At 67.1% G+C, this 12930-nt stretch carries 9 protein-coding genes; 1 reads left to right on the top strand and 8 read right to left on the bottom strand.

Going from position 1 to position 12930, the window contains the following annotated elements; genetic code table 11:
• Positions 1–8: 8 nt before the first annotated feature.
• The 4 genes from recG to AC3A3Q_RS12690 form a co-directional block, all read right to left on the bottom strand.
• The gene (gene recG / locus AC3A3Q_RS12705) at positions 9–2129 is read right to left on the bottom strand and encodes an ATP-dependent DNA helicase RecG (protein WP_487586592.1); all 2121 of its coding nucleotides are present in this window, start codon (positions 2127–2129) and stop codon (positions 9–11) included.
• Positions 2130–2208: 79 nt separating this feature from the next.
• Positions 2209–4632, bottom strand: a complete 2424-nt coding sequence (locus tag AC3A3Q_RS12700; RefSeq protein ID WP_487586591.1) for a TonB-dependent receptor — start codon at positions 4630–4632, stop codon at positions 2209–2211.
• Positions 4633–4726: 94 nt separating this feature from the next.
• Positions 4727–5902 (bottom strand): SO2930 family diheme c-type cytochrome, encoded by a 1176-nt coding sequence (locus AC3A3Q_RS12695; RefSeq protein WP_487586590.1) that lies wholly within the window; start codon positions 5900–5902, stop codon positions 4727–4729.
• Positions 5899–7152, bottom strand: a complete 1254-nt coding sequence (locus AC3A3Q_RS12690; RefSeq protein WP_487586589.1) for a parallel beta-helix domain-containing protein — start codon at positions 7150–7152, stop codon at positions 5899–5901. The genes AC3A3Q_RS12695 and AC3A3Q_RS12690 overlap by 4 nt, the downstream gene beginning before the upstream one ends.
• A 172-nt stretch (positions 7153–7324) precedes the next feature.
• Between AC3A3Q_RS12690 and AC3A3Q_RS12685 the strand changes: the two genes are divergently transcribed.
• Positions 7325–8362 carry an AraC family transcriptional regulator gene (locus AC3A3Q_RS12685; RefSeq protein ID WP_487586588.1) on the top strand — a complete coding sequence of 346 codons (1038 nt, stop codon included), beginning with the start codon at positions 7325–7327 and terminating at the stop codon, positions 8360–8362.
• Between the two features lie 550 nt (positions 8363–8912).
• Here the strand turns inward: AC3A3Q_RS12685 and AC3A3Q_RS12680 are convergent.
• The 4 genes from AC3A3Q_RS12680 to gmk all read right to left on the bottom strand — a co-directional run bounded on the left by AC3A3Q_RS12680 (position 8913) and on the right by gmk (position 12917).
• Positions 8913–9296: a RidA family protein gene (locus AC3A3Q_RS12680; RefSeq protein ID WP_487586587.1), complete on the bottom strand. Its 384-nt coding sequence runs from the start codon at positions 9294–9296 to the stop codon at positions 8913–8915.
• 45 nt (positions 9297–9341) lie between these two features.
• Positions 9342–11528, bottom strand: coding sequence for a RelA/SpoT family protein (locus AC3A3Q_RS12675; protein WP_200604098.1), 2187 nt, complete (start codon positions 11526–11528; stop codon positions 9342–9344).
• Between the two features lie 292 nt (positions 11529–11820).
• Positions 11821–12120: a DNA-directed RNA polymerase subunit omega gene (rpoZ, locus tag AC3A3Q_RS12670; RefSeq protein WP_158734183.1), complete on the bottom strand. Its 300-nt coding sequence runs from the start codon at positions 12118–12120 to the stop codon at positions 11821–11823.
• A 179-nt stretch (positions 12121–12299) separates the two neighbouring features.
• Entirely contained in the window at positions 12300–12917 is a 618-nt protein-coding gene (gene gmk, locus AC3A3Q_RS12665) for a guanylate kinase (protein ID WP_487586586.1), read from the bottom strand.
• Positions 12918–12930 lie beyond the last annotated feature (13 nt).

The following is a 12930-nucleotide window of genomic DNA, read 5'->3' as shown; positions in this document are numbered from 1 at the left end:
CCTACGCCCTACGCCCCCGCGAACCGCACCGCCCCACCCACCCAGCGCGCGACGATTCGCTGCGCCAGCTCCGGCGACTCGCGCAGCAGGCGCTCACCGATGTCCTGCACCTGCGGCAGCAGGTCGGCATCGCGACCGAGGTCGGCGACGCGGAACTGGGCCAGGCCGGTCTGGCGCGTGCCGAGCAGTTCGCCGGGGCCACGCAGCTCCAGGTCCTTCTCGGCGATGACGAAGCCGTCGTTGGTCTCGCGCATGGTCTCCAGGCGTTGCCGCGCCATCTGCGACAGCGGCGACTGGTACAGCAGCACGCAGCTGGAGGCGGCACTGCCGCGGCCGACGCGGCCGCGCAGCTGGTGCAGCTGGGCCAGGCCCAGGCGCTCGGCGTTCTCGATGATCATCAGCGAGGCATTGGGCACGTCGACGCCGACCTCGATGACGGTGGTCGCCACCAGCAGGTCGATGGCGCCTTCCTTGAAGGCGCGCATCGTCGCCTGCTTCTCGGCTGCTTTCATGCGTCCGTGGACCATGCCCACGCGCAGCTCGGGCAGGCGCCTGGACAGATCCTCGAAGGTCGATTGCGCGGCCTGGGCGATGACTTCATCGCTGTCGTCGATCAGGGTGCAGACCCAGTACGCCTGGCGACCCTCGGCGCAGGCACGGCGGATGCGCTCGACCAGTTCCGGACGGCGCTCTGCGCTCAGCGCCACGGTCTGCACCGGCGTGCGTCCCGGCGGCAGCTCGTCGATCGCCGACACGTCGAGGTCGGCATAGGCGGCCATCGCCAGCGTGCGCGGAATGGGGGTGGCGGTCATGACCAGCTGGTGCGGGACGATCGCGGCGCCATTGCCGTTGCCACCGACGCCCTTGTCGCGCAGCGCCAGGCGCTGGTGCACGCCGAAGCGGTGCTGCTCGTCGACGATGGCCAGGCCGAGGTCGCGGAACGCCACGCCCTCCTGCATCAGCGCATGCGTGCCCACAACCATCTGCGCCTCGCCTGAGGCCACTTCCTCCAGCACCTTGGCGCGGGCACGGCCGGTGACCTTGCCGGCCAGCCAGGCCACGCGTACGCCCAATGGCTCGAGCCAGCCGCGCAGGTTGCCCAGGTGCTGCTCGGCCAGCAGTTCGGTCGGTGCCATCAACGCCGCCTGCTTGCCGGCCTCGACCGCCTGCATCGCCGCCAGCGCCGCGACCACGGTCTTGCCGCTGCCGACGTCGCCCTGGACCAGGCGCAGCATCGGATGCGGCTTGGCGAGGTCGGCGCGGATCTCGTCGAACACGCGCTGCTGCGCGCCGGTCAGCGCGAACGGCAGCGCCTTGCGCAGGCGTCCGGCCAGCGCGGTCTTGCGCAGCACCGGCGCGGCATGGGCCTGCTGGGCGATGCGCTGGCGGCGCAGGCTGAGGTGGTGCGCCAGCAGCTCCTCCAGCGCGAGCCGGCGCTGCGCCGGGTGCCGGCCTGCAATGAGCGCGGCAACGTCCGCATCCTGCGGCGGCCGATGCACGGTCAGCAGCGCCTCGCGCAGCGAAGGCAGCTTGAACCCGTCGCGCAGCTCGCGCGGCAACAGTTCCAGCGACTCCTCGTCGGGAAGCCGATCCAGCGCCAGGCCGATCAGGCGTCGCAGCGACACCGGGCCGATGCCCTCGATCGCCGGATAGACCGGATCGAGGCTGCTGCCCAGTTCGGTGTCGGCTTCCTCGTCGAGCATGCGGTAGCTGGGATGGACGATCTCCAGGCCGTTCTGGCCCGGCCGTGGCGTGCCGTAGCAGCGCACGCGCGCACCCGGCTGGAACTGCGCGACCTGGGCCGCGCGGAAATGGAAGAAGCGCAGCACCAGCGTCGCGCGCGAGTCATCGCCAATGGCGACTCGCAGCGTCGGCCGGTAACGGAAACCGCGCTCGACCGCCTCGACCCGTCCTTCCACCTGCGCCGCCGCGCCAGGGTGCAGCAGGCGGATCGGCGTGAGCGCGGTGCGGTCCTCGTACTGCCGGGGCAGCTGCAGCCACAGGTCCTGCAGCGTGGTCAGGCCACGGGCGGCCAGCTTTTCGGCCACGCGCGGGCCAACGCCGCGCAGGCTACTGATCGGTTGCTGATGATGGAGAGCGACGGCAATCCCGCCCTTGCGTGTCGGCATCCGCCAAGGATGCCCGGATCGCCGCAAAACCTGAACCCCGGCACGATGTGCCGGGGTCGGTGGAGGCCCTGCCTCCCGGTCAGAACTTCGCGCTGACTTCCAGGCCGTACTGGGCAGGCTGGGTCATGCGCGCGCCGACGGTGCCAAGCACGGTCATGCCGTAGGTGCCCAGCGAGTTGACGTACTGGTTGTCGAACACGTTGTTGCCGTACAGCGCCCAACCCCAGTGGCCGCTGGCCGAGGTCCAGCCCAGGCGCACGTCGGTGAGGTTCTGCGCTTCGCCGATGTCGATCGCGCCGGCACCGGTACCGCAACCGAGCAGGCTGGCCGACTCGTCGTTGCTGCGGCATTCGCCGACGTAGGAGTGACGAACCGAGGCACGCATGTCACCGGCATTGCCCATGTGCCACACGTAGTTGGCTCCGGCGGCGAACGACCACGTCGGCGCGCCGCTGGGTTCGCCGGCCAGGTCGACACCCTGCGGATTGATGTACGACTTGTAGGTCGAATCCAGGTACTCGGCGTTGAAGTCGAAGCCCAGACCGTCGGTGGCCTGCCAGCGCACGTCGAAGTCGACGCCGTAGGCTTCCTGGTCGGAGGTGTTGACCACGAAGCGCGGAATCGCCGTGGTCATGTCCAGCGTCACGGCCTGGCGGTTGTCGTAGACGTAGTAGAACGCCGAGACGTTGTAGGCCAGGCGCTGCTCCGGGAACGACTGCTTGATGCCCGTCTCGAAGTTCCAGACGTCCTCGTTCTCGAACTCGCTGCCGATCTGCAACGCGTTGAAACCGCCGGCCTTGTAACCCTTGGCCAGCGAGGCGAAGCCCATCAGGTTCTCGGCGAAGTGGTAATCGGCGACGAAGCGCGGGCTCCAGTCGTCCCACGACTTCCTGGCGCGGTTGAGCACGCCCTTGTTCATCATCGCCGGCGGATCGATGAAGGCGACGTCGAAGATGAACATCTCCTTCGGCAGGCCGATCGCATCGAAGAAGCCGATCGAATCGAGCAGGTTCAGCTGGGCGTCCAGCTGCTGCGCGCTGCGGTGGTCGTTGAACCAGGTGAAGTCCTTTTCGTCGCGCGTATAACGCAGGCCGGCGGTCAGGTTGAGCTTGTCATTGACGTGCCAGGTGGCGTCGCCGAATGCGGCGTAGGCCTTGGTGTCGAGCGTGTTGACGAACTTCTCGTTCCACGGCAGGCCGGTCAGGTCGACCGGAATGCCGAACATGTTGGCGACCTGGGTGATCGGACCGAACAGTCCGCCCGGGGCGAGGCCCATGTTGTTGGCGATCGTGTCGATCGAGTCGGTGAGCGCGTTGACTTCGCTGGTCTGGTCGGCCTCTTCCTGGAAGTAGCTGACGCCGGCGGACCAGTCCACGCGGTCGGTGCTGCCGGTGAACTTGAACTCCTGGTAGAAGTTCTCGTTGCTCTCGGTGTTGGTCGAATCGACGTAGAGGTAGCTGAGGTTGGTGCCGTCTTCCTCGACGCGGTTGAGCGAGTCGTACTGGTGCCAGGCCGAGGTCGAAGTCAGGCTGCCCCAGCCGAAGTTGTGGTCGACGATCATCGTCACGCCGTCGAACGTGCGCGTTTCGGCATTGCCCTGCGCGTCAGTCGCGGTGGCCACCTTCAGCGGATCGAGGAACTGCGTCGGGTCGGCCGGCGCGGTCGGCAGCATCGGCAGTGCCGGGATCGGCACCACGCCGGTGGTGGCCTGTCCGAGCTGGTCCAGGCTCTCGTGGTCCCAGGTGATCCAGGCACGCGTGTCGTCGCCGAACTTCGTCTGGAACGAAGCACGCGTGGCCCAGTTGTTCTCCGGCGCAAGGTCCTCGCCTGTGACCGAATCCTGGATCCAGCCGTCGCTGTGGTTGAAGATGCCGTTGAAGCGGAACGCCGAGTCTTCGCTCACGGCGATGTTCGCCATGCCCTCGAAGTACTGCTTGTTGTCATTGCCCAGGCGCAGCTTGGCGCGCGCGCCGTTCTGGTCTTCGGGGCGGGTGGTGATGATCGCGATCGCGCCGGCCGCGGTGTTGCGGCCGAACAGCGTGCCCTGCGGGCCCTTCAGCACTTCGATGCGCTGCAGGTCGGTGAACGGCAGCAGCACGCCGCCGCCGCGACCGGCGTAGACGCCATCGACGTACACGCCGACCGCCGGATCGGTACCGATGCCGAAGTCGTCGGTGGCGATGCCGCGCAGCTGGAAGCTCGGCTGGGTCGGCTGCAGGCTGTTGATCTGCAGGCCGGGCACGAAGCTGTCGATGTCACCGAGGTCCTCGGCGGCGACGTCCTCGAGCAGCTGCTCGGTGACGACCTGCAGCGCGATCGGCACGTCCTGCAGTTCCTGCTCGCGGCTCTGCGCGGTGACGGTGATCGTGTCCAGCTGCGTGGCGCTGACCGGCGCCGGTGCGTCGGCGGTCTGCGCCATGGCCAGCGGCATCGCCGCGGTGAATGCCAGACCTGACAGTGCGCGGCCCAGACTGATTGCGAGCCTGCTCTTGCGTGGCGACATCGGAACTCCCCTCCCAATGACTTTCTTGTTGTTTTGGTGCCGGCGGTCGAAATGACTGCAACCGCGCGGCCGTGGCTAATTCATTGCTGTTGAATCATCGCGATTGGACCGCGACCTCCTGTTCCGGACCGGTACAACTCCCCAACCATGCGCCGATCCAGTCGCGCATCAGGGCAACGCCTTCCTCGTGCACGGTTCCCCGACCGAGCTCGGGCATCATCGCACCCGGATCGAGGCTGTCCATGCGGTAGACCAGAATCGAATCGTCGGGACGGCCCGGCACGATGTCGAACATGTGGTCGCCCGTGCCCTGCCCGGCCGCAACCGGCGGCTTGCACAGCCCCAGGCGGCGCGATTCGGTGGTGCCTGCATCGAGCCAGAGACCGGACGTGTCGGCCGGGCCCTTGGGGTTGTGGCAGTGGCCGCAGTTGACGTCGAGATAGGCACGCGCACGGTCGCCGAGCGCGGCGGCGGTGTCGTCGAAGCGCGCATTGCGAGGCACGCCGGTCATCGGCAGGCCCTGCAGGCGACCGAGCGAGGCCATGCGCGCAAGCTGGTTGCTGCCCGGATGCCAGGGATCGTCACGATTGAGGTGGCGCGCCTTCGGGCCGATCGGGTGCAGCTCGCGCGTGGTGTTGTTGGTCGAGTGACAGCCGGCGCACTGGTTCTCGTCCGGCACCATGTAGCTGAAGTCCTGCTTGCCGCTGCCGTCGGGCTTTTGCAGCGTCATCGCAATGGAGTCGCCGGCGCGTGCCAGCACCGCTTCGGTCTGCTGCTGGTTCCAGACGTAGGCCATCGCCACCCAGCCCTTCTCGCGATGCACCAGCAGGCGCGTCTCGACCAGGCGGACCTTGGACAGGTCCAGGCCGTCGCGGCTCTCCGCCGGTGTCTCGGCCACGCGCAGTACCGCGTCACCCTCACCCGCACGCGGGTAGTAGAAGGTCTTGCTGATGATCGTGCCGACCGGGAAATCGAAGGCTTCGTAATCCTGGTACGTCGCCTTGGTTCCCGGTGGGAGCCACAGCGTGCGCAGCTTGTGCGCGTAGTCGCTGAACAACGCGCTGTTGAGCGCGTATGGCTCCACGCCCTGGTTAAGGCTCAGGCGGCCGTCGGCGACCGACAGCACGTGCCAGTCGCTGAGGTTTTCCGGTTGACCGGTGGCATGGAACTGCACCGGTTCCTGGCTGCGCTTGCATCCCACCAGCGACATCGCGAACATCATCATGGCCGCGCCGATCACGGCGGCCTTGATCAATCTGCACTGCTTCATGCCGTCGGAACCGCCTTCGTAGCCGTTGCGCCCATGTCGCCCGGCATCGTCACCACCGGCAGCGGCGGCAGCTTGCAGCGCACTGCGTCCGTCACCAGGCTCGGGTTCTTGTACTTGTTCGGGCCGTCGGCGTTGAGCGTTTCGGCGGCGCCGTTGTCGATGCAGACCTGTGCGCCGCCCGCGCGCGCGGTGTTGACGTAACCGTCCCACAGCACGTCCGGCAGGTGGCCGGAAAGGCCGAACATCGCAACGCGCAACGCCTTCAGGTCGAGACCGTCGGGCTTGTCGCCGCCGCCCTTGAAGCGGTTGCCATGGATGGCGATCTCTTCCGGGTACGGATCGAATGCCTTGGCCACGCCCTTCTCGGTCATGTAGCCGGTGGAGAAGTAGCTGGAGATGATCACGTTCGCCGTCTGGTTGTCGGCGATGTCGTTGTCGAAGATCTCGACCTTGTCGTTGGAGTTGATCACCACGCCGGAGCCGGCCGGCACGCTGGCCACGGCCGCGCCCTTGGCGGCGAAGTTGCCGGTGTTGTTGGCAATCACCTTGTTGCGGTAGACGCGGGTGGTATGGCCCGGCTGCGGCAGGTTGGGCATGTTGAACACGAGGATGCCGCCGGTGTTGTCGGTGGCGGTGTTCTCGTAGACGTCGGCGCCGATCGAGTTCTCGATCTCGATGCCGGCGACGTTGCGCTCGGCGCGGTTGCGGCGCACGACCACGTTCTTCGACTGGCCGACGTAGATGCCGGCGTCGGACGCACCGATCACGACCGAGTCCTCGATCAGCACGTTGGTGGTCTGCACCGGGTAGATGCCGTAGGCGCCGTTGGTGGTCTTGGGACCGCCGGTCCATTCCACGCGCACGCCGCGGATGGTGATGTTCTCGCCTTCGTTGACCTTCAGACCGTCGCCCTTGCTGTCCTCGATGGCGAGGTTTTCCAGGGTGAAGTTGCCGGCGTTGACCAGCAGGCCTTCGGCACCGGCCTTCTGGCCCTTGAAGCTGAGGATGGTCTTGTCCATGCCGGCGCCGCGCAGGGTCACGCCGTCGACGCGCAGGCTCAGGCTGCGATCGAAGGAGAAGCGGCCGGCCGGAATCTCGATCACGTCGCCGGCCTTGGCATCGAGCAGGCGGCCGATCAGCACCTTCTGGTAGTTGGCGTCTGCGACCGGGGCTGCGGCCTCCTGCTTCTGGCAGCCAGCCAGGCTGGCCACGCCTACTGCAATCGCGATGCCGAGAGTGATGCGCTTCATATGGTTTGCGTCCGTCCCCGTTACAGACTTGATCCCGGTGGCCCCGGTGGCCTTCCCGGCCCGCATGGCGCAGGGGGAAGAAGTAAAACGCAGTCTGTGACCTTCGGAGGACGCCAGTGGAGGGCAAACCCGGCATACTCTGGGGGGCAAACCGGACAAGCTACGCAAGCGTATGCAACCACTCGACAACGACGACCCGCGCCAGAGCGTGGCAAATATCAAAAGCGGAATCGTCGCCGGCCTGGTCGCCATGGCCGCCGAGTCCGGCATCGGCTGCGAGGCCTGGTTCGCCGGCCTTCGCCTGGGCCCGGCCGAATTCGACGGCGAGACGCCGGTTTACCTGTCCTATCGCCAGACCTGCCAGATCATCCGTCGCGCGGTGCGCAGCCTGCCCATCCGCGGGCCGGGCCTGGTCCTGGGCGAGCGCCAGAACATCGGCCACTTCGGTCTGCTGGGCCTGGCCATGCTGACCGCGCCGCGTTTCGCCGAAGCGTTGCAGCTGGGCGTGCACTACGCGCCGATCACCGGCGCAATGATGGAGCTGGAGCTCGACGTCGATGGCAGCGGCGACCTTGGCATGGTCGCCAGCATGCGCACGCCTGACCCGGAGCTGGAACCGTTCCTGTGCGAGGAACTGTTCGCCAGCTGCCTGATGCTCTGTCGCGGCCTGCTCGGCGCTGAATTCCGGCCGACGGTGCTGGAGCTGGCCTACCCCGCTCCGGACTACGCCGACGACTATGCGCGCGTGTTCGATTGCGAGGTGCGTTTCGATTGTCCGCGCAATCGCGTGGTCATCGACGAACGCTGGCTGGGGACGGCGATGCCGGCAGGCAACGCCGCCAGTGCCCAGCGCGTGCTGGCGCTATGCGACGAACAGATGCCCGCAGGCCAGCCACGCAGCGAGATAGTGGCGGTGGTGGAACGCCTGCTGCTGCAGCGCCTTGCCGACAACCCGCGCCTGGTCGACATCGCCGCGGCGTTGCACCTGACCGAAAGAACGCTGCGCCGCCAGTTGCAGGCGGCGCAAACGAGCTTCAGCGAATTGCACGACCGCGTGCGCAGCGAATCGGCGCGGGCGATGTTGAGCGATCAGAAGCTGAGCATCGCCAACGTCGGCGCGGCGGTGGGCTTCAAGGACGCGCGCGAATTCCGACGCGCGTTCAAGCGCTGGACGGGCGTGGCGCCGCGGGAGATGCGGGCGCAGGGCTGACTGGTTGCTGCGCTTCTGCGCGCTTCTGCGCTTCTGTGCTTCTGACTGCGGAGTGGCGTCGTCCGCCGGGCCGGCATTTCATTGCCCGGTCTTCGATAACGCCCATCAACCCGTCATCCCCGCGAAGGCGGGGACCCAGCGACGTTGCCCTTGGCCCGTCATTCCCGCGAAGGCGGGAACCCAAGGACGTTGCTTCTGCATCTGAAACCACCTCGGCCCTTCGCGGGCGTCCGCGACCAAACTCGCAACCGAGCGAGGGCGCGGACACCGCCCTGTGACGGCACAGCCCGAGTCCGACCCCATCAGCCGTGTCACACGGCCAGCGCACCGACCCCAAACGCGAAGGTCAATGAAACAACCGCAGCTTCCGGAAGGAGGGGGTGGGGTGTATTTCGCGAACAATAAACGGAGCGAAGCGGAGGTTCGCGGAATACACCCCACCTCCTCCACCCACGGAAACCAAGCGCGCAAAAGAAAACGGGCCACATAACGCGACCCGTTGTCCGAATAACGCGACCCGTTGTCCGAGGATTCCAGGCGAGATCCGGGATCAGTCCAGGAACATCACCGCATCCACTTCAAACCCGGCACCACGCGGCAACCCCGACACTTCGATCGTCGAGCGCGCCGGATACGGTGCCTTGAAGAACTCGCTCATCACCGCGTTGACCGTGGCGAAGTTGCCCAGGTCGGTCAGGTACAGGCCGAGACGGACGACATCGGACAGCGAACCGCCGGCGGCTTCGCACACGGCCTTGAGGTTCTCGAACGCACGACGTGCCTGGGTGCTGATGTCACCTTCGACCAGCAGGCCGGTGCCCGGATCGAGCGGGATCTGCCCGGACAGGTAGACGGTGTCGCCGGCGCGCACGGCCTGCGAGTACGGGCCAATGGCGGCCGGGGCCTTGTCGGTGTGGATGATCTGGCGGGACATGGATTGGCTCTCGGGAAGTCAGAAGCCAATGCTAGCAACACACGACTACATCCGCTGCACGCCCAGCACCACGCCCAGCCTGCGCACGCGTCGCATGACGTCCGCCAGGTGGCGACGGCCACTGACCTCGATGGCAAAGCGCATTACCGCCACATTCGCATCGCGGTCGAGGTACTCGACGCGGTCGATGTTCGACTCGGCCTCTGCGATGGCGGCCGCGACCTGCGCCAGCGAGCCGGGCCGGTTGTCGACCTCGATGCGCAGCGCCGCGGCGAAGTCGCCGCTGACCTGGCGGTCCCAGCCGATCGGCACCCAGCGATCGGGCGACTTGCGATAGTCGGCCACGTTCGGGCAGTCGAGCCGGTGCACCACGATTCCCTTGCCGGCGGTGTGGTACCCCATGATCTCGTCACCGGGAATCGGCAGGCAGCAGTTGGCGAAACTGATCACGCCACGCTCGGCGCCGGTGATCAGGATCTTGTCCTGCGACAGCGGCTGCAACGGCAGGTCCTTCGATCGCAACGCCTTGCCCGGCGTCTCGCGCGCCAGCGCCTGCGCCACCTGCTGCGGCATGCGGTTGCCCAGGGCAATGTCGGCCAACAGCGCTTCCAGGCGCGGGTAGCGGAACTCGCCCAGGTAGGCCTCCATGCGCACCGCCGGAACGCGGTCGAGCGAGATGCCCAAGGCTTCCAGCGCGCGGTCGAGCATCCGATGGCCCAGCTGCACCGCGTCCTCGTGTTCGAGCTGCTTGAGCTGTTGGCGGATCGACGTGCGTGCCTTGCCCGAGACGACGAACTCGAGCCACTGCGGCTTCGGCGAGGACGACTTGGCGGTGATGATCTCCACCCGCTGGCCGCTGGCCAGTCGCGTGCGCAGCGGCACCAGCTTGCCGTCGACGCGTGCAGCCACGGCGCGGTTGCCGACGTCGGTGTGCACCGCGTAGGCGAAGTCGAGCGCGGTCGAGTTGCGCGGCAGCGACATGATGTCGCCCTTGGGCGTGAACAGGTAAACCTCGTCCGGGAACAGGTCGACCTTGACGTTCTCGAGGAACTCCAGCGAAGAACCCGTCGATCGTTGCGACTCGACGAGATTGGCGATCCAGCTGTGGGCGCGGCTCTGCGCGCTGCTCGGACCGTCGCCGCCGTGCTTGTAGGACCAGTGCGCGGCGATGCCGCGCTCGGCGATCAGGTCCATCTCCTCGGTGCGGATCTGCACTTCGATCGGCGAGCCGTACGGGCCGAACAGCACCGTGTGCAGCGACTGGTAGCCGTTGGCCTTCGGAATCGCGATGAAGTCGCGGAAGCGCGAGTCCAGCGGCTTGTACGCCGCATGCACCACACCCAGCGCGTGGTAGCAGTCCGGCACCGTGCGCACGACGACGCGGAAGCCGAACACGTCCATCACCTGGGCGAAGGTTTTGTGCTCCGAGCGCATCTTGGTGTAGATGCTCCACGGCGATTTGACGCGACTGACCAGGCGGTGCGGCACCCGTTCCTTGGCCAGTCGCTGCGCCAGCTGTGCTTCGATCTGCACCAGCGATTCGCGGCGCACGACCGGCTGGGTACGCAGGCGTTTTTCGATGACGGCATGCCGCCACGGATGCAGCGCGCGGAAGCCCAGGTCCTGCAGCTCGGCCTTGATCAGGTTCATGCCCAGGCGCTGGGCAATGGGTGCATAGATCTCGAGCGTTTCGCGGGCGATGCGGTGGCGCGCTTCCATGCTCTGCGCGCCGAGGGTGCGCATGTTGTGCAGGCGGTCGGCGAGCTTGATCAGGATCACGCGCAGGTCGCGCGACATCGCCAGCAGCATCTTGCGGAAGCTTTCCGCGGTCGCTTCCTGGCGGTCGCGGAACTGCAGCTTGTCGAGCTTGGTGACGCCGTCGACCAGCTCGGCCACGGTTTCGCCGAACTCGCTGGCCAGGCCGTCGCGGGTCAGCGGCGTGTCCTCGATGGTGTCGTGCAGGATCGCCGCGATCAGGGTTTCGACGTCCAGGCCCTGGTCGGCCAGGACCTTGGCCACCGCAACCGGATGGGTGATGTACGGCTCGCCGGATTTGCGGGTCTGCCCGGCATGCGCGGCGGCGCCGATCGCCCAGGCACGGCGCAGGCTGTGGCGCTGCGGCTCGGGCAGGTACTCGGCTGCGTTTTCCAGTTCACGCACATAGTCCGGCACATCCGCGTCATCGAGGACGATGGCGGGATGCGTGCTGATCGCGGACTCTGCGGGGCTCATGGAGAGAATCTACGCGTGCGGCGGCGCGCTGTGCAATCAGCGGGCGCTCAGGCGTTTCGTAGTTTCTGGACAGGTTTCCCGGATATGGCGGCGAACGCCGGCGATCCAAAGAGCCATGCGTCCGAAAACGGGTCGGGGCGCACATATGCAAACGGCCCCGCCAAGGCGGGGCGCACATATGCAAACGGCCCCGCCAAGGCGGGGCGCACATATGCAAACGGCCCCGCCAAGGCGGGGCCGTGCAGATCGCGGTACCGGTGTGACTGGCCCGCAAACGTGTCTCAGGGGCGGATCAGTCGTCGCCCTTGGACAGGTCGTCGTCGGCAACCACTTCAGCGGCGGCCCATTCCAGCGCCTCGCGCTCCTTGCGCTCGCGCTCGGCCTTCTCGACGGCGTCGATGTAATCGGTGTCGATGCGGCGCGCGGCGATTTCGCGCAGGGCCAGCACGGTCGGCTTGTCGTTGGCTTCGCTGTTGTCCAGCTGCGGATCAACGCCATTGGCCAGCTGGCGGGCGCGCTTGGCGGCCATCATGACGAGTTCGAAGCGGTTATCGACCACTTCCAGGCAATCTTCAACGGTGATGCGGGCCATGGGACTCCTGGCGGCCGGCGGGCCGTCCATACAGGCTTGTAAGGGACCGCAGAGTGTAGTCGCGCCGTCGGGGCGAAGCAAGCGGATCGTTGAAAATCAATCAGTTAGAGTGCCAACGAGCCACCACAACCCGGCTCCCGCCCCTCTCCCGGCGCCCCTGGGGGCCGGGAGGACCAATCTCACTCGTCCGCCAGCAGCGCGGTGATCAGGCGCGAGTGACGCGCCACCTGCTGGTCGCGGCGGACCCGGCTGGCGATGAAGATCGCGCACATCTCGTCGACCGCGGTGTCGAAGTGCTCGTTGACGATGACGAAGTCGAACTCGCCGTAATGCGACATCTCCTCGCGTGCAGCCGCCAGGCGCTGTGCGATCACTTCCTCGCTGTCCTGGCCGCGGCTGCGCATGCGCTCATCCAGTGCCTTGCGCGATGGCGGCAGGATGAACACGCTGACCGCATCGGGCACCTTGGCCCGGACCTGGCGCGCACCCTGCCAGTCGATCTCCAGCAGCACGTCCTTGCCGGCCGCCAGCTGCGGTTCGACCGACTGCCGCGCCGAACCCTTCCAGTCGCCATGCACCAGCGCCGACTCGAAGAAGTCGCCGGCCGCGACCATGCCTTCGAACGCTTCCTTGCTGACGAAGTGGTAGTGCTCGGCGTGGCGCTCGCCCGGTCGCGGCTGGCGCGAGGTGAACGAGATCGACAGGCAGATGTTCGGGTCACGCGCCAGCACCGCATTGACGATGCTGGACTTTCCGGCACCCGACGGTGCCGCGACGATGAAAAGGGTTCCGCGCATCAGTGGGCTCGTG

It is taken from the genome of Lysobacter sp. Soil_C_59 (genome assembly GCF_057656415.1).
This window is presented reverse-complemented; position numbering and strand designations above follow the sequence as displayed.

What these genes read in the sequence shown, in the direction of transcription:
- gmk (WP_487586586.1), bottom strand. Translation starts at nt 12,917, where the DNA reads ATGCGCGGAACCCTTTTCATCGTCGCGGCACCGTCGGGTGCCGGAAAG.
- recG (WP_487586592.1), bottom strand. Translation starts at nt 2,129, where the DNA reads ATGCCGACACGCAAGGGCGGGATTGCCGTCGCTCTCCATCATCAGCAA.
- AC3A3Q_RS12675 (WP_200604098.1), bottom strand. Translation starts at nt 11,528, where the DNA reads ATGAGCCCCGCAGAGTCCGCGATCAGCACGCATCCCGCCATCGTCCTC.
- rpoZ (WP_158734183.1), bottom strand. Translation starts at nt 12,120, where the DNA reads ATGGCCCGCATCACCGTTGAAGATTGCCTGGAAGTGGTCGATAACCGC.
- AC3A3Q_RS12695 (WP_487586590.1), bottom strand. Translation starts at nt 5,902, where the DNA reads ATGAAGCAGTGCAGATTGATCAAGGCCGCCGTGATCGGCGCGGCCATG.
- AC3A3Q_RS12685 (WP_487586588.1), top strand. Translation starts at nt 7,325, where the DNA reads ATGCAACCACTCGACAACGACGACCCGCGCCAGAGCGTGGCAAATATC.
- AC3A3Q_RS12690 (WP_487586589.1), bottom strand. Translation starts at nt 7,152, where the DNA reads ATGAAGCGCATCACTCTCGGCATCGCGATTGCAGTAGGCGTGGCCAGC.
- AC3A3Q_RS12700 (WP_487586591.1), bottom strand. Translation starts at nt 4,632, where the DNA reads ATGTCGCCACGCAAGAGCAGGCTCGCAATCAGTCTGGGCCGCGCACTG.
- AC3A3Q_RS12680 (WP_487586587.1), bottom strand. Translation starts at nt 9,296, where the DNA reads ATGTCCCGCCAGATCATCCACACCGACAAGGCCCCGGCCGCCATTGGC.